16 protein-coding genes are annotated in these 17,902 nt (G+C 35.4%); 3 read left to right on the top strand and 13 right to left on the bottom strand.

Features of this window, described 5'->3' with window-relative positions:
- Position 1 precedes the first annotated feature (1 nt).
- A complete protein-coding gene (locus tag ETI37_RS04630; RefSeq protein WP_006585910.1) occupies positions 2–1,285 on the top strand; it encodes a nucleobase:cation symporter-2 family protein in 1,284 nt (427 codons plus the stop codon).
- 106 nt (positions 1,286–1,391) lie between these two features.
- Positions 1,392–2,816: a C69 family dipeptidase gene (locus ETI37_RS04625; protein ID WP_006587634.1), complete on the top strand. Its 1,425-nt coding sequence runs from the start codon at positions 1,392–1,394 to the stop codon at positions 2,814–2,816.
- Between the two features lie 66 nt (positions 2,817–2,882).
- Here ETI37_RS04625 and ETI37_RS04620 read toward each other — a convergent pair whose 3' ends face one another.
- From ETI37_RS04620 to ETI37_RS04605, 4 genes are all read right to left on the bottom strand, one after another.
- Positions 2,883–4,148, bottom strand: coding sequence for a UDP-N-acetylglucosamine 1-carboxyvinyltransferase (locus ETI37_RS04620; RefSeq protein ID WP_006585912.1), 1,266 nt, complete (start codon positions 4,146–4,148; stop codon positions 2,883–2,885).
- A gap of 120 nt (positions 4,149–4,268) precedes the next feature.
- Complete coding sequence (locus ETI37_RS04615) at positions 4,269–5,888, bottom strand: CTP synthase (RefSeq protein WP_006585913.1); 1,620 nt, start codon at positions 5,886–5,888, stop codon at positions 4,269–4,271.
- Positions 5,889–6,030: 142 nt separating this feature from the next.
- Positions 6,031–6,579, bottom strand: a complete 549-nt coding sequence (gene rpoE / locus ETI37_RS04610; protein ID WP_006585914.1) for a DNA-directed RNA polymerase subunit delta — start codon at positions 6,577–6,579, stop codon at positions 6,031–6,033.
- Between the two features lie 47 nt (positions 6,580–6,626).
- Positions 6,627–7,034: a DUF1934 family protein gene (locus ETI37_RS04605; RefSeq protein ID WP_022091081.1), complete on the bottom strand. Its 408-nt coding sequence runs from the start codon at positions 7,032–7,034 to the stop codon at positions 6,627–6,629.
- A 115-nt stretch (positions 7,035–7,149) separates the two neighbouring features.
- On the opposite strand from ETI37_RS04605, the gene ETI37_RS04600 reads away from it, so the two are divergent.
- Positions 7,150–8,526: an HD domain-containing protein gene (locus tag ETI37_RS04600; protein WP_006587630.1), complete on the top strand. Its 1,377-nt coding sequence runs from the start codon at positions 7,150–7,152 to the stop codon at positions 8,524–8,526.
- Positions 8,527–8,553: 27 nt separating this feature from the next.
- On the opposite strand, the gene ETI37_RS04595 is transcribed toward ETI37_RS04600, so the two are convergent.
- The 9 genes from ETI37_RS04595 to metG all read right to left on the bottom strand — a co-directional run bounded on the left by ETI37_RS04595 (position 8,554) and on the right by metG (position 17,819).
- Positions 8,554–9,519, bottom strand: a complete 966-nt coding sequence (locus tag ETI37_RS04595; RefSeq protein WP_006587629.1) for a ribose-phosphate diphosphokinase — start codon at positions 9,517–9,519, stop codon at positions 8,554–8,556.
- An 82-nt stretch (positions 9,520–9,601) separates the two neighbouring features.
- Positions 9,602–10,939: a CitMHS family transporter gene (locus ETI37_RS04590; RefSeq protein WP_006585918.1), complete on the bottom strand. Its 1,338-nt coding sequence runs from the start codon at positions 10,937–10,939 to the stop codon at positions 9,602–9,604.
- Between the two features lie 15 nt (positions 10,940–10,954).
- On the bottom strand, positions 10,955–12,340 hold the full coding sequence (gene glmU, locus ETI37_RS04585; RefSeq protein ID WP_006585919.1) for a bifunctional UDP-N-acetylglucosamine diphosphorylase/glucosamine-1-phosphate N-acetyltransferase GlmU: 1,386 nt from the start codon (positions 12,338–12,340) through the stop codon (positions 10,955–10,957).
- Between the two features lie 44 nt (positions 12,341–12,384).
- Positions 12,385–13,212, bottom strand: coding sequence for a pur operon repressor (gene purR, locus ETI37_RS04580; protein ID WP_006585920.1), 828 nt, complete (start codon positions 13,210–13,212; stop codon positions 12,385–12,387).
- A 124-nt stretch (positions 13,213–13,336) separates the two neighbouring features.
- On the bottom strand, positions 13,337–13,570 hold the full coding sequence (locus tag ETI37_RS04575; protein WP_006585921.1) for a Veg family protein: 234 nt from the start codon (positions 13,568–13,570) through the stop codon (positions 13,337–13,339).
- A 69-nt stretch (positions 13,571–13,639) separates the two neighbouring features.
- Complete coding sequence (gene rsmA / locus ETI37_RS04570) at positions 13,640–14,521, bottom strand: 16S rRNA (adenine(1518)-N(6)/adenine(1519)-N(6))-dimethyltransferase RsmA (protein WP_143458470.1); 882 nt, start codon at positions 14,519–14,521, stop codon at positions 13,640–13,642.
- Positions 14,511–15,074, bottom strand: coding sequence for a ribonuclease M5 (gene rnmV, locus ETI37_RS04565; protein ID WP_006585923.1), 564 nt, complete (start codon positions 15,072–15,074; stop codon positions 14,511–14,513). Before rnmV ends, rsmA begins: the two co-directional genes overlap by 11 nt.
- A complete protein-coding gene (locus ETI37_RS04560) occupies positions 15,061–15,831 on the bottom strand; it encodes a TatD family hydrolase (RefSeq protein ID WP_006585924.1) in 771 nt (256 codons plus the stop codon). Before ETI37_RS04560 ends, rnmV begins: the two co-directional genes overlap by 14 nt.
- Positions 15,831–17,819 (bottom strand): methionine--tRNA ligase, encoded by a 1,989-nt coding sequence (gene metG / locus ETI37_RS04555; RefSeq protein WP_006585925.1) that lies wholly within the window; start codon positions 17,817–17,819, stop codon positions 15,831–15,833. The genes ETI37_RS04560 and metG overlap by 1 nt, the downstream gene beginning before the upstream one ends.
- Positions 17,820–17,902: the final 83 nt, after the last annotated feature.

The raw sequence follows: 17,902 nt of genomic DNA, 5'->3' as shown, positions 1-17,902 counted from the left end.
CATGAAAGAAGTATCTCATAAAAAAGCAGCTGTCTTAGGCTTGCAACATTTACTTGCAATGTATTCAGGAGCTGTCGCAGTTCCTTTACTAATTGGAACAGCTTTAAAGTTCAACTCTACCCAAATGACCTATCTAGTTTCAATTGATATTTTTATGTGTGGACTGGCAACCTTACTACAACTTTTCCGAAATCGCTATTTAGGAATTGGCTTACCTGTTGTTTTAGGATGTGCGATTCAAGCAGTTGCACCACTTCAAATGATTGGACAAAAATTTACCATCAATACCATGTACGGTGCAATTATCGTAGCCGGTATTTTCGTATTTTGTATTGCTGGCTGGTTTTCGAAAATCAAAAAGCTCTTTCCACCTGTTGTCACCGGTAGTCTAATTACCGTCATTGGTTTAACCTTAATTCCAGTTGCCTTCCAAAATATGGGTGGAGGGACTGCTACTGCCAAAGATTTCGGTGATAGTAAGCACTTAATTACTGCTTTTGCAACAATTTTAGTAATTATTTTAGTTGAATTGCTAGCTAAAGGCTTTTTAAAATCAATTGCTGTCTTAATTGGGTTAATTGTTGGAACTGTTTTAGCATCTTTTATGGGAATGGTATCACTTACTCCTGTTTTACAGGCTTCTTGGTTTCACTTACCGCAATTTTTCTATTTTGGTAAACCAGAATTTGAATGGTCATCTTGCGTAACCATGATAATCATTGCACTAGTATCTATGGTTGAATCAACTGGAGTTTTCTTTGCTACTAGTGACTTACTCAAAAAAGAAGTTAATGAAGATGATCTTAAACGCGGTTATCGTGCAGAAGGATTAGCACAAATCTTTGGAGGTATTTTTAACACCTTCCCTTATACCACTTTTTCTCAAAACGTTGGGTTACTACAATTATCTGGTATCAAAACTCGTCGTCCAATTTTCTGGGCAGCTGGTCTTTTGATGGGACTAGGATTACTCCCTAAAATTGGTGCGATTGTAACTATTATTCCGACTTCTGTTTTAGGTGGAGCAATGCTAGTAATGTTCACCATGATTGCAGTTCAAGGAATTAAAATGCTTCTTAAAGTTGATTTAGGTGATAATCGCAACATCCTAGTTATTGCCCTATCAATTGGTTTGGGTGTAGGTGTAACTTCTTATCCAGGAATTTTTCAGCACTTACCACAAACCGTTCAGCTATTCTTAGGTAACGGTATTGTTGTTGCCAGCCTTAGCGCAACTCTTTTGAATCTAATTTTCAAAGGTAAAGATGGATTAAATTCCAAATAATAACTATACATTTTTTAAAGCTTGAGTATTTAACTCAAGCTTTTCTTTTATCCTAGAGCTTTTTCTCCTACAATGGAATTAAGTTAAAAAAAAGAAGGAAATGCATATGAAAGAACAAACTGAATGTACCACTATTCTAGTTGGTAAAAAAGCAAGTATTGATGGCTCAACCATGATTGCTCGAAGTGAAGATGGTGGTAGAACTATTATTCCAGAAAGTTTTAAAGTCGTTAACCCAGAGCAGCAACCTAAGCATTACCAAAGCGTCATTAGTAAGCAAGTAATCGATGATGAAGATTTAGCATTAACACCACTTCGTTACACAAGCGCTCCTGATGCTTCTGGCAAAAATGGCATTTGGGCTGCAGCTGGTATTAACGCTGAAAACATTGCCATGACTGCTACTGAAACAATTACTACTAACTCAAGAATCCAAGGGATTGATCCACTTTTGACCACTGAAGAAGGCGGATTAGGTGAAGAAGATTTCGTCACTTTAACCCTACCTTACATCCATTCCGCTAGAGATGGAGTTAAGCGGGTTGGTTACTTACTTGAAAAATATGGCACATATGAAATGAACGGTATGGCCTTTTCTGATAAGGATGAAATTTGGTACCTTGAAACTATTGGTGGCCATCACTGGGCTGCTCGTCGCATACCTGATGATGCCTATGTAATTGCACCTAATCGTTTAAATATCGATGAATTTAAGTTTGATAACCCAGATTTTGTATGTTCAAGTGATTTAAAGGATTTAATCGAAAGTTATAACTTAAATCCTGACTTTGAAGGTTACAATTTACGTCATATTTTTGGTTCATCTACTATTAAAGATGCCCACTACAATAACCCACGTGCTTGGTATATCCACAACTTCTTTAATCCAGAATTTGGTGGTAAGCCAAGTGATCAAGACCAACCATTTATTTGCCATGCTAACCGTAAAATTAGTTTAGAAGACATTAAATGGGCCGAAAGTTCTCACTACCAAGACACACCTTATGATGCATATGGCGATCAAGGAACTACTGAACAAAAGAAAACTTTCCGTCCAATTGGTATTAACCGTAATTTTGAAACTCACGTCTTGCAAATTAGAAACAACGTCCCTGCTGAAATTGCTGGTGTTCAATGGTTAGCCTTTGGACCTAATACCTTTAATACTTTTGTGCCTTTCTACACCAATATCACTACCACTCCAGCTAGCTGGCAAACAACTGCAAAATTTGATTTAACTAAAATTTTCTGGTTAAACAAGTTAGCTGCTCAATTAGGTGATACTAATTATCGAGTATATGGTGAATTAGAAGCTGACTTTGAACAAAAGAGTTTAGCTGCTTGCCATAAGATTCAACATGACACTGACCTTGCAGTTAAAGGTTTAACCGGCAAAGACTTACAAACTAAGCTTGAAGCTGCAAATGATAAAATGGCAGAAGTTGTTTACAATAATACAGTAGAATTACTTGGTCAAATGGTCGATGAAGGCCATGGTTTAATGACCTTGAAGTACGACTTACTTGATTAAGATTACTTGCAAATACTAAAAAAGAGCCCACTAATATGTGAGCTCTTTTCTATGCTATTAAAAATATTATGCATCTTGAATAGTTACATCAGCACCTAGCTTACGTAACTTTTCTTCAACGCGATCATATCCTCTTAAAATATTATCTGCATTGTCAATTACAGTTTCACCATCAGCCATTAAACCGGCAATCATGAGTGAAGCTCCAGCGCGAATTTCATCAGCGTGTACACGCGTTCCATGTAATTCATTAGTTGGATGAACTAAGATAATGTTATCCTCAACCTTAATATTGGCACCCATTTTTTGTAATTCTGGAATGTGTCTAGTCCGCTTAGGATAAATATTATCAATAACTACACCTTCACCCGTCTTAGCAGTTAAAAGAAGAGGCGTAATAGGTTGTTGCAAATCTGTGGCAAAGCCAGGATATGGATCAGTTCTCACTTGTATCATCTTTAAATCGCCAGCTGGATATACATAAAGTGAATCCTCATCAGCGTCAATAACTACACCCATTTCTTCTACTTTAGCTAAATATGAATCTAGGTGTTCTTCGATAATATTGTGAATTCGAATGCCATTTCCAATACATGCAGCTAGAGAAATATATGTCCCTGCTTCAATACGATCTGGAATTATCGTATGTGGAATTTTAGCTTCAATGCGCCGAACTCCATCTATTCTAATAGTTTCAGTACCTGCACCACGAATAACAGCACCCATATTATTTAAAAAAGTGGCCAAATCAATAATTTCAGGTTCTTTCGCTGCATTATTAATTACAGTCTGACCTTGTGCGGTTACACTGGCCATAATGATATTCATCGTAGCGCCCACTGATGGCATCGCTAAGTTAATTTGATTGCCATGAAGCCCTTCTTCTGGTGCTTTAATGATAATTTGGTCATTTTCATTTTTAACAATAGCACCTAAAGCTTCAAAGCCTTTAATATGTTGATCAATTGGGCGTGGACCAATGTCATCGCCACCTGGAAAGCCTACTACTGCCTTGCCAAATCTTCCAAGTAAAGCACCCATAAAGTAATATGAGGCTCTTAAACTCTTAATCTTACCTGCGGGAAGTGGACTCATCTTAATTTCTGTTGGATCAATAAATAAAGTGGTTTCTTTAAAATCGCACTTAACATCCATTTCTTTCAATAAGTCCATTAAATTATCTACATCTGCGATACGCGGTACACATTCTAGAGTTACTGGGGTATGTGACAAGATTGCTGCTGGAATAAGAGCTACAGTTGAATTCTTTGCTCCACCAATCCAAACTTCACCTGTTAGTGGCTTTCCGCCATGAATAATCATCTGCTTCATTGGGGAAAACAATCCTTTTCTTTTTGTCAATGTATCATTGTAAATGTTATAAGAAAAACGATTAAAAAACAAGAGGAATGTGTTAAACCTCTTGTTTTTTAAGAATTTTGTATTTTACAATTAAAACTTATCTTCTTCCAAGCCACTAGCTGCGCCAATAAACGCCTTGAAAAGGCCCTCTGGTTTATGAGGACGAGATAAGAATTCTGGGTGGTATTGTGCCGCAATAAAGAATTTTTTATCAGGGATTTCAACGATTTCAACTAAATGATTATCTGGAGAAACTCCACTAAAGATCATACCATGCTTTTCAAACTCTTCACGGTACTTATTATTAAATTCGTAACGGTGACGGTGACGTTCTTGAATTACTTCTTGTTCATCATATGCTTTATAAGTCTTAGTACCCTTCTTGAGGCGAGCAGGATATAGACCTAAACGCAAAGTACCACCAATTGTATCTTGGCCTTCTTGATCAGCCATTAAATCAATAATATTATTCTTAGTTTCAGGATCTGCTTCTGTTGTATTAGCATCTTTATAGCCTAAAACATCACGAGCAAATTCCACAGTTGCCATTTGCATTCCAAGACAGATTCCAAGGAAAGGAATATCATTTTCACGTGCATACTTGATAGCTGTAATCATTCCTTCAAGCCCACGTAAACCAAATCCACCTGGCACAATTAATCCATCAGAATCTTTCATAAAGTCAGCAATATTATCTTCAGTAATATCTTCTGCTTGAACTTTATTGATTTCGATTTCACTATTGTAAAGGTAACCTGCATGTTTTAAAGCTTCTGTAACTGAAATATAAGCATCTTCTAGTTCTACATATTTACCCACTAAAGTAATCTTAGTCTTGTATTTAAGGCTAGTAGAACGCTTTTCTAGCTTAACCCATTCTTCCATATCAGCTTCACTCTTAGGAGAAGTTAATTTGAAGTGATCACAAACCAGTTGATCCATACCTTGCTTTTGGAAGTTCAAAGGTATGTCAAATAATGATGGTGCATCAATTGATTCCATAATTGCTTCAACTGGGACATCTGTAAAGTTAGCAATCTTATTTTTAAGTTCTTGTCCTACTTCTTTTTCAGCACGCAAAACCAACATATTAGGTTGAATACCAATACTTCTTAAAGTAGCAACTGAGTGTTGAGTTGGCTTAGTTTTCATTTCATGAGCAGCATGAAGATATGGTACTAAAGTTACGTGAATATACATAACATTATCAGCACCAACTTCACGTTTCATTTGACGAATTGCTTCCATGAATGGTGTTGATTCAATATCACCAACTGTACCACCAATTTCTGAAATAACTACATCAGAATCAGTTGTTTGACCAGCTCTCATGATTTTTTCTTTAATCATGTTAGTGATATGTGGAATTACTTGAACAGTAGCACCTTGGTAATCGCCCCGACGTTCTTTTTTCAAAACTTCAGAATAAATCTTACCAGTTGTTACATTCGAATACTTGCTAGTCCGCACATCAACAAATCTTTCATAGTGACCTAAATCCAAATCAGCTTCAGTACCATCATCAGTAACAAAAACTTCACCATGTTGATATGGATTCATAGTACCTGGATCAATGTTGATATATGGATCGAATTTTTGCATAGTGACTTTCAAGCCACGATTTTTCAATAAACGTCCTAAAGACGAAGCGACAATACCCTTACCTAATGAAGAAACAACACCACCGGTTACGAATACATATTTAGTCATCAAGTAGCTCTCCTTATAAAACTTTAAGTAAAAAACAAAAAAGCTCCCTTCTACGAAGGGGGCTAATAAATATCATTAGTAAGTGCCCATTAAGGGGCCCAGATAAAATAATAAAGACTTACTGGCAAAGAGTCAAGTCTAATTACTCATCATCTTCGTCATCTTCATCATCTAATTCTGATAATTGACCTTCAATACCATCTGGTAATTCATCATCGTCATCTGCATCATCAAAATCATCGTCATCTGTAGCATCAAAGTCATCTGCATTATCGTCATCTTCTGTATCCAAATCATCATCTTCTGGATCATCAGAATCGTAGTCGATAATATCATCATCATCACTGCTTGCAATAAATGCATTAACTTTTCTATGATGCTTTTTACGTGGTTCGTCATCTTCATCTTCAGGGTGGTTAACTTCTTCATCAACAGATTCATATGGGAACCATGAACGAAGTGCCCATACATTATCCCCCATTGAGATAAATTCACCATCAGTATTCATATCAGTATAAAATTGTGGTAAACGTTCACGAATTTCTTCGTCACTAGTACCTAAGTATTCTTGAACAGCATTTACAATATCGGCAAAGGCCATGCGCTTGCCGTGGTCTTCTAGAATAGCACGTGCTACTTCAATTAATGAAAGTTCTTCGCGTTTCTTACCTTCAAAATCAGCTAAACCCACAGTTAAACGTCCTCTCTTTATAGCATCTTTTCTATTTTACGCATCTCTTAAGAAAAAATCAATGTGACTGCATAGTTACCTATTAAGTATAGCCCACTAAACAGGTCATATTCAACTTGAACTTTGGTTCTACCACCATATTTAGTAACTTTTAGAAATTTAGTTTCACTAATTAAGTCCATTTGGCGATTATTTACTACATACTTGCAACCACGCTTTTCCCCTAGTTCCAACTTAATTAATGAATAATTACTTGGAACTACTCCACGATTAATTATAAGCGTTTGCTTTTGTTTTTTTAGTAAAATCTTAACAGGAATTTGGTTATCCTCTAAATACTTTAAGCGCCAACCATCTTTCAGCTCCTCAACTTGTGCTTTTGCAATCTTTTGGAAGCTTTCCGAATCTTGTTCTTGAGTAATTGTACTTTTAAATTTTAAGTCTACTTCTTTCAAAATACCCCTCAATCTCTGATAATTCACATCTCAAACGTTTTCTTTGCTATAATTTTAACTGTATACATTTTACCGAATTTTTCTTCAAAAATTAAATAAAATGAAGGGAAGATATATGTTTTTTCAAAGTAAAAAATTACCCCACCCCGTCGAATTGCGTGATCCTGTCCATGGGTACATTCATATCGAAGATAAAGTTATTTTAGATTTAATTAATTCTAAAGAATTTCAACGCTTACGACGTATTAAACAACTTGGTCCAACAAGTTATGTTTTTCCAGGAGCGAATCATACTCGTTTTGAACATAACTTGGGCGTTTATGAATTAACTCGTCGAATTTGCGAGATATTCAGTAAACAATACCCATCTACCAAACCAAACGACGGTCTATGGAATGAAAACGAAAATCTAGTAGCAGAATGTGCTGCATTATTACATGATATTGGACACGGCCCATATTCTCATACTTTTGAACATCTTTTTGGAACTAACCATGAAAAGATCGGTACTCAAATTATTACTGATAAGTCTACTGAAATTAATCAAATTTTATCAAAAGTAGCACCTACTTTTCCAGAAGCTGTTGCCAGTGTTATAGCTAAAACATATCCTAATCCTCAAGTAGTTAAAATGATATCAAGTCAAGCTGACGCTGACCGAATGGATTATCTTCAAAGAGATGCCTACTTTACCGGCGTGACATATGGTAGTTTCGATATTGAACGCTTATTACGCGTTATTCGCCCATATTCTGGAGGAATTTGTTTTACTAATAATGGAATGCATGCAGTTGAAGACTACATTGTTAGTCGTTATCAAATGTATCAACAAGTATATTTCCATCGAATAAATCGTTCCCTAGAGGTTGTTTTGAACAAATTACTAGAAAGAGCAAAATACGTTTATAAAAACAGTAATTTGTTAGTTACACCAAGTTTACAAAAGTTTTTAGATAATAATTGGACTTTAAAAGATTATCTAAACCTTGATGATGGTGTAATGGAAACCAATTTTTCTATTTGGCGAGAATCAGGCGATGAAATTTTAGCAGATTTAGCAAGTCGATATCTATTCAGAAAACCTTTTGCTAGCTGTAGTGTTGACCAAGAGACCCGTAATCTAGTACCAAAATTAAAAAATTATATCAAAGAAGCTGGATTTGATCCTAATTACTATACTGCTTTGACTAGTGCTTTCGATGAACCGTATGATGCATATAAACCAAGTGGAAAAAACGCTCATAGTCAAATTGAAATAATGCAAGATGACGGAACTTTAATTGAACTATCTGAATTGAGCCCATTAGTAAAAGCACTCAACGGAACTATTCAGGGAAGCGAAAATTTCTTTTTTCCGAAAGTTATGCTATCACAAAATGATGAACCGCAAATTTTTGATCCGCTTTACCAAGAATTTCAAAAATACGTAAAAAATGGTGCCCTTCGATATCAGAGAAAGCCAACTAGAAAAAATAATCTTAATAATCAATAAAAAAAAGACGGCTAACACCGTCCTTTTTTAATTTTCACGATAACGAGTATTAAATAATGGACTAACAGGTTGATGCTGTTCAATTAACTTGATTGCATCACCCATAAGTGGCCCAACTGAAACTAATTGCAATTTATCAATTTTCTTTTCTTCAGGTTGATTAATTGAATCTGTTAAAACTAAATTTTTAATTTTAGAATTGTTAAGACGATCAATTGCTGGACCAGAAAGAACTGCATGCGTTGCACTAGCATATACTTCTGTAGCACCTGCATCAATTAAAGCTTGTGCTGCTAATGTAATAGTACCTGCTGTATCAATCATATCATCAATGATAATTGCTCGTTTTCCACTAACATCACCAATAATATTCATAACTTCTGCAACATTAGCTTTTGGTCGACGTTTATCTACAATGGCAATTGGAGCTTTCAAAAATTCAGCTAATTTTCTTGCACGGGTAACACCACCATGATCTGGTGAAACAACAACTGCACCTTTTTCCAAATGATTAGACAAGAAATAATCGGCTAATAAAGGGGCCCCCATTAAATTGTCAACTGGAATATCAAAGAATCCTTGAATTTGTGGTGCATGTAAATCAAGTGACAAAATTCTCGTCGCACCTGCTGCTTCAAGCATATTAGCAACTAATTTAGCAGTAATTGGTTCACGAGCACGAGTTTTTCTATCTTGTCTTGCATAGCCATAGTATGGCAATACAATATTAATTGCTCGAGCACTTGCTCGCTTAACAGCATCAATCATAATTAAAAGTTCCATCAAATTGTCATTAACTGGAGCGCTTGTTGACTGAATTAGGTAAACATCCTTACCACGAACGGATTCATCAATATTAATTTGAATTTCTCCATCGCTAAAGCGTTGTACACTAGACTTAGCAAGGGGTACCCCTATTCTATCAGCAATCTTTTGAGCTAATGGGGTATTTGAGTTGAGCGCAAAAAGTTTAATATCGTCTTTGTAAGACATTTTAATCCTCCATAAAATAACACTATCATCTTCTATTTTAGCAAAATAAAAGACAAGCTCAAAGGAAAGCTTGTCTTTTTTATTAAAGAATTGGTAAATACCCCAAAATAAGCCCAATTGCCATAAAGCAAATAAATATTCCGATACACCAACGGAAAATATAACTTTGATATTCACCTAAAGTAATTTCAGTTTTATCCATTAACAAGTAAATAAATGGAACTAATGGGCTGAGGAAGTGGAAAGCTTGCCCCATTAAAGAAGCAAAGCCAATTTGTAAATTGCTGAATCCATATGCTTTGGCTGTAGCCGCAAGCGGTGGCAATACTCCATAGTAAAAGGCATCATTGTTCAACAAATAAGTCCCAGGAGCTGAAATAAAGGCAATGATAATCGCAAAGTACTTACCAAGAGAACTTGGAATCATTTGAGTTAATACAACAGCAATTGCATGTGACATTCCAGAAACGTATTCACCTTTGGCATTTACTGGACCATTTAAGACTCCCATTAAGACTCCAGCACCTAAAACCATAATGACTACACTAATCATTTCAGGAGCCAATAAACTAATCACATGTCTTTGCATCTTATTCTTTGGATAATTTATTGCTAAAGCAATTGCCACTCCAAATCCAAATAAAATTGCACTATCAGCTTTGCCTAATACTAAAGCGACTACTAAGGCAATTGTCAAAATCAAATTAAACCAAATTAACCTTGGCCTTTTTAGACCTTCTTCTTCATCTTCAGATTCATAATGCTCTACAACATGTTCTACATTTTCTTGGACACCCAACCGTTTACGTTCCTTTTTTCCTAAATAATAAGCTACTCCAATAGTATAAATGATTGAAATAATCATCCCTGGTAAAAGTGGTGGCAAAATTTGATTAGCATCAAGGTGCATTACTGTCATTACTCTCGCAGTAGGTCCACCCCATGGAATCAAATTCATTACTCCATTAGTTAAAATAATTAACGTTGCGAGATAGATCTTTTTGATTTTTAAGCGATTAAAAATTGGAATCATAGCGGTACATACAATCATAACCGTAGTTGTTCCATCACCATCTAGTGAAACGAAAGCAGACAAAATAGCTGTTCCAACTAAAACTTTTAGAGGGTCACCTTTTACCCATTTGACAACTTTATCAACCATTGGATCAAATAATCCTGTTAGTAACATGATTCCAAAATATAAAATTGCAAAAGTCATCATTGCAAAGGTTGAGGCAACTGATTTAATCCCTGCCATTGCATATGTTAATGTATCAAAGAAGCCATATCCTGCTAAAACCCCAAATAAAATTGGGACAATCACTAAACTCGTAAAAGCGCTTAACTTCTTAGCCATAATTAAAGCCATGAAAGTGACTATCATGGCTAAACCAAGAAACGCCATCAATGTGGTGTTCATATTTAATTCTCCTTATTATTGCCAGTCTTTATCCTGAGCAAGTGGCAATTTATGCCAATAATCTTCTTTATTTACTTGGCGACCCCGAGCAATTGCCATTTCATAGCGATTAACATCTTTAGTAATTGTTGAATCAGCCGCAATAAATGAGTGATCAGCAACAGTAATTGGATTAATAATTGTTGAACCCGCGCCAATAAAGGCATGATCCCCAATTGTTGAATGGAATTTCTTAACGCCATCGTAATTTGAAAAGATTACCCCACAGCCTACATTGATATCCTTACCTAAAGTAGCATCACCAATATAAGTTAAATGCCCCACTTTAGTGTTTTCACCAATTGTAGCCTTCTTAATTTCAACAAAGTTACCTATATGAGCGCCTGACATTATTTCAGCTTTTGGTCGAAGATGTGAATTTGGTCCAATATCAGTATTATCATGCATAATTGCTTCTTGAATTGTTGAAGATGTAACAGTTACATTATTTCCGATTTCAGAATCAACAATTCTTGAACCACTAGTAATTACACATTCACTACCAATAGTTGTTTTTCCTTTAATAACAACGTTTCCCTCGATAATAGTATCATTACCAATTTTAACATCGCTATCAATATAAGCAGTCGCAGGATCAATGAAAGTTACACCATTACGCATATGTTCTTCATTAATTCTCTTTTGCATAATTTTTGAAGCGTTCGCAAGCGCAATTCGATCATTAACACCCAAACTTTGGCTAAAGTCAGGCATCTTGTAGGCACCAACTCTTTCACCACTATTACGCAAAATTTCTAAAACATCTGTTAAATAATATTCACCTTGAGCGTTATCGTTAGTAACTTTCTTTAATGCAGCGAAAAGTTTCTTATTATCAAAACAAAATACGCCTGTATTAATTTCTTTAACTTTAAGTTCTTCAGGCTTTCCGTCTTTTTGCTCAACTATTCGCAAAACATTGCCCTGTTCATCACGAATAATGCGTCCATATCCAAATGGATTAGGTGCTTCAGCAGTTAATACTGTTGCTGCATTTTCTTTTTCTTGATGATAATTGAATAAGTTTTCAAAAGTTTCCGTTGTAAATAATGGCGTATCTCCAGTAACTACTAAAGTTGCACCATTTTCGTTTTCTAAGATAGGGGCAGCAGTAAGAACAGCGTGACCTGTACCAAGTTGCTTTTCTTGAAAGGCAAAATCACTCTTACCCGCTAAAACTTCTTTTACATCTTCTGCTCCAGTACCTACTATTGTCACAATCTTTTCAGGTTTCATACCATTAGCAGCTTCAACGACATGTTCAACCATCGTTTTACCACAAACTTTATGCAAAACCTTATAAAGCTTTGACTTCATTCTGGTACCTTTACCAGCAGCTAAAACAACTACAAATTTTTTCATAAACTTAATCCCTTTCGCATACTTATAGGGTCTAGTATACCATTTTAGAAGCGATTAAAATCAGTTTTCTCTAAGAAATTACCAAGAGATGTTTTAATAACTCTCTTCTCAGTATCAATCTCATCAATTTTTACTAAAGAGAGATAATCATCAACCATCTTATCGGCATGAGTAGTTTCACAAAGCACACAAATTCCACCAACTGTAGAATCGAATTCACGAACTAAGCCTTCCATACCAGTTAAAGTGCCTCCGCCCTTCATAAAATCATCAATGATTAAGACATTTGAACCTTTTGGCAAAACCTTAGTTGGCAATTCCATTTTGGCAACACGAGAAGATGAAGAAGATAAGTAGTTAACAGATACAGTTGCACCTTCAGTAACTTTACCTCTCTTGCGGGCCGTTACAAACGGAACATTCAAAAATCTAGATACTGCTTCAGCTAAAGGTATCCCTTTAGTTTCAATAGTCATAACTGCAGTAATATTTTTATAAGCATAATGTGTTGCAACCATTTCACCAATTCTTTGCATATCGCTAGGTGAGCCTAAAACATCAGACAAATATACAAAACCACCTGGCAAAATTCGTTCGGTATCTTCAATTCTGTCAGCTAATTCCTTTAAATATGCTTCAGAATGTTTCTTACCCAAAAATGGAATATAACGTACTCCTCCAGCTGCACCAGCAACAGTTTCTAGTACACCGTCTTCATTAGCAGCTAAAGTATGCTTGAGAATTGATAAATCTTCTGAAATTGATGATTTGGCAGAGCCATAACGCTTAGCAAAAAAAGGCAATGAAATAAGCGTATGCGGACGAGCCAAAAGATATTTGGTCATATCAACCAGTCTTTCTGAACGTTTCATGGTTATTCCTTTCTAATGTTTGTAAATAATCAATTTATAATATACATTAATGACAACAAAAAATCACTAGTGTTTTATAAAAAACACCAGTGATTGTTCGTAAAAAACAATTTTTTATTATATACTATTCAAATTTTAATTCAATATTTTTAGTTAACAAATCTGTATAACTGTATGATACTCTTTCAAAACTATTTTGGTTTTGATCAAGATCAACTACAAATACAGCAGGAAAGGTGCTTTTCAAGATACCTTTTCTTTTAGTTACCTTTTTTCTACCCGCTTGGGCTACAACAGTTAGATTCTCACCTACATGTGAATCTAATGACTTCTTGATTGATACGATTGATGTTGGCACTAGAAAACACTCCTTTGTGAAACATAGTGTATCACAAATTTGTGATTTTTTCAACAAAGTAGTCAATTATTAAGCTTTCAATGCTTTAGCTAAGCTAATAAATTGACCAATTGTCAATTCCTCTGGTCGAGCCTTCTCAGGTAAATCTAGCATTTGTAATAAGTTTTTACGTTCTTCACCATTTTTTACTAAAGACTTCAAATTATTATTCAATGTCTTTCTTCTTTGTGAAAAACACATCTTTACCACATGTTCAAAATTTTCAGTGTCACCAACATCAACTTTTTTTGCAAGTGGTTTAAGAACAACAACTACTGAATCAACTTTTGGCTGTGGATTAAAGTTTGTATGATCTACCATCACAGCCATTTTCACAGCCATTTGTGTTTGAACGAAGATAGTTAAAGGGCCATACTCCTTATTACCACTACTTGCACATAGCCTTTCAGCTACTTCTTTTTGCATCATCAAAGTCAGACTTTCAAAAGCTAAATCGCTTTTAGCTAAAGCAAAAATAATAGGAGTTGTAATGTAATATGGTAAATTAGCCACAACTTTAATTGGCTTATTCAAATCAAAGAAGTCGCCAATATCTTCCTTAAAATCCGCTTTTAAAATATCTTTCATTACCAGTTTAAATACATCATCTAAGTGCTTATTTTCAACTTTTTGAGGCAATTCATTATGCAAAATTTCTGGTAAATCTTGATCAATTTCATAAGCCAAAACTTTAGCGCCTCTCAAAAGCATTTGCTCTGTCAAAGAACCAATTCCAGGTCCAATTTCTAAAACTTGATCATCACTTTTAATTTCTGCAGCATCTAAAATATCATTAATTTTATTCAAACTAATTAAAAAGTTCTGTCCCAAATTTTTCTTTGCAAATCCTAAATAACGATTCATTATCGCTTTAGTTCTAACAGGATCACAAATTGGTAAATTATTTGCCATTTTCAACCTCACTTACTGTTTGTTTTAATTCAGAAAAGCCAATGCCAAACATAACCAAACGCTTATAAAATTGCTTACCATTTGCATAGCCAATGCCCAATTTAATTCCAACAGCTTCTCGTAATTTACGTGAACGCAGACTGGTAGCTAAACCCAAACTACGATATTCATCAAAAGTTAAATCACTAGTTTTTGCACCTTCATGCAGCTCAACTAAAGCTCGCTCAAGTGCCTCTTTAGTTGCATGTTCAACACCCAAACTTCCACTAAACTCGGGTTCTGCTTCTTTTCTTGTTATAAAAGCTTGTTTAGCAGTTGGAACTGCACATGTCACAATCTTTCTGATTCGTTCTCCATTAAAGTCAGGATCAGTAAAAACAATTATCTCTCGCTTTTGTGCCACCTTTTTTATTAAGGCCAAGGTTTCAGTACTTACTGCCGATCCATTAGTTTCTATCGTTTCTATTCCAGGGAAAAATTGTTTTAATCGAGCAGTATCATCTTTTCCTTCAACGACTACAACTGCATCAAAGTTCTTTTTATTTAATTGCATAAGCTGTCACCGTATTCCGATAAGTAGCTTCAGCTACTTGCTCTAAACTAACTTCTTTCAATTCACTGATTGCCTTAGCAACATAATAAACATAAGCAGGTTCATTTTGCTTACCACGGTATGGCTTAGGAGTTAAATAAGGCGCATCTGTTTCAACGACTAAACGATCAAGTGGCACTAATTTCACACTTGCATGAACATCTTGGGCTTTCGTAAATGACGCCACTCCTGAAAATGAAAAAGTTACATTATCTAATTCTAAAAATTTTTTAGTCCACTTAGGGCCACCATTATAACTATGTAAAACTGCTCCATATTCAAGATTGCTATTGCTCAAAATTTCATAACAATCCTTAAAAGCATCCCTAGTATGAATATTGACCGGCAATTTCAAATCATGCGCAATTTCAATTTGTCTTTGAAAAACTGTTTTTTGAACATCACGTGGTGATTCATCCCAGTAATAATCAAGTCCAATTTCACCTAAAGCTACCACTTTTGGTTGCTTTAATTGCTGAATTAGTAAATCTTCCCATTCTTGACAGTAGTCTTTAGCAACATCAGGGCAATAGCCAACAATCGCATAGACATTGTCATATTTATTAGCCAAATCTAATGCGCGCTTATTATATTCTAAATCTTGTCCAACACAAGCCATTTTCGTCACATGTAAATCTTGTGCCCTTTGCAAATAAACTGCTTCTTTGCCCCTAAAGGGGGTGTCATTCAAATGAGTGTGTGCGTCAAAAATCTCCATTAACCTAATAATGCCCCTAAGTCGTGTTCTTCACCAACAATTGCCAGTTTAACCTTCTTACCCTTTTCACTTGATAAGAGCATTCCTTGGCTTTCCATCCCCATCATCTTCCGAGGTTTAAGGTTAGTAACAGCTAAGATCTTTTTGCCTACTAATTCTTCAAAGTCTGGGTAGAATTTGCGCATCCCTGACAAGATTTGACGCTTTTCATCACCAAAGTCCATTTGGAACTTAAGCAATTTACTTGATCCTTCAACTGCTTCTACGCTCAAGACTTGTCCAACTTTAATTTCTACTTTATCAAAGTCATCAATTGAAATGTAATTTTTTTCTGCTTCCATTTCTTTGGCTTTCTTTTCACTTCTAGTTTGCTTCTTACTTACTGCCTTAGCCATTTCTGCCTTAATGTATGCAACTTCTTCATCCTTTTTTCTTCTAGGGAAAATTGGTGCTGGCTTGTCAGTAACTTTAATATTCCAAGCAAATTCTCCAAATTTAAGAGCCTTTTGATCAGCCTCTTCGAAGTTCAAACCTAATTGTTCAAAAATCTGGGCTGGACTTTCAGTCATAATTGGGCTAATCATAATAGCAATTAAGCGTAAACTTTCAGCTAAGTTAGCCATTACCCGAGCTAATTCTTCAGTCTTGCCTTCTTTGTTCAATACCCAAGGAGTAGTTTCATCAATGTATTTATTAGCACGGCCCACAAATTTCCAAATGGCATCAAGTGCTTGTGAGAAGTGAAGCGCGTCCATTTGCTTTTGATACTCAGCAATTGTTTCATCAGCAAATTTAGCTAAATTATTACCTAAATCATCTTGACTACCTGGCTTAGACACAAGTCCAGCTTGATATTGGTTAATCATTGAAACAGTTCTATTCAATAAATTACCTAAGTCATTAGCCAAATCGAAGTTAACTCTTTCCACGAAGTCTTCTGGTGAGAAACTACCATCACTACCGAATGGAATTGCTCGCATTAAGTAGTAACGCAAAGCATCTAAGCCAAAACGGTCAACAATTGATTCTGGATAAACAGCGTTACCCTTCGACTTACTCATCTTGTCCTTGTAAATCAAAACCCAGCCATGACCAAAAATTTGCTTTGGAAGTGGTAAATCAAGTGCCATCAACATAATTGGCCAGTAAATAGTGTGGAAACGTACAATTTCCTTACCAACTAAATGAACATCAGCTGGCCAGAACTTCTTGAACAAGCTATCGTCATCGCTACCATAACCCAAAGCAGTAATATAGTTTGATAAAGCATCAATCCAAACATAGACCACGTGCTTAGGGTCACTAGGTACAGGAATTCCCCAGTCAATCGTAGTTCTAGTAACTGATAAGTCTTCAAGACCTGGTTTGATAAAGTTATTAACCATTTCCTTTTCACGTGAGTGTGGCAAGATAAATTCAGGATGGTCTTGGTAGTACTTAAGTAAGCGGTCTGCGTATTTACTCATTCTAAAGAAGTATGATGGTTCTTTAACAAGTTGTACTTTGTGACCTGATGGGGCAATTCCGCCAATTACTTTACCATTATCATCTTTAAAGACTTCTTTTAATTGTGATTCAGTAAAGTATTCTTCATCTTCAACGCTGTACCAACCAGTGTATTCACCTAAGTAAATATCACCTTGTTTTAGTAGCTTTTCAAAAATCGCTTGAACAGCTTTCACATGTTCTGGATCACTAGTCCTAATAAATTTATCGTAAGAAATATCAAGCTTTTTCCAAAGTTCTTTGTATTGCTTGGCCATTCCATCCACATATTCTTGTGGCTTAATGCCAGCTTTTTCTGCTTTTTGTTCAATCTTTAAACCATGTTCATCAGTTCCAGTTAAAAAGAAAGTTTCATAGCCTTGGCTGCGCTTGTAACGAGCCATACTATCAGCTGCAATTGTAGTGTAAGCATTACCGATAGTTAACCGACCTGATGGATAATAAATTGGAGTAGTAATATAAAAAGTTTTTTTGTCAGCCATAAATTGTCTCTCTTTCAAGTTTATATTTCAATAATACACCATACAAAAAGGGATTGCTCCCTAAATGAGAATCCCTTATATTG

It is taken from the genome of Lactobacillus mulieris, from assembly GCF_007095465.1.
Classification (GTDB): domain Bacteria; phylum Bacillota; class Bacilli; order Lactobacillales; family Lactobacillaceae; genus Lactobacillus; species Lactobacillus mulieris.
This window is presented reverse-complemented; position numbering and strand designations above follow the sequence as displayed.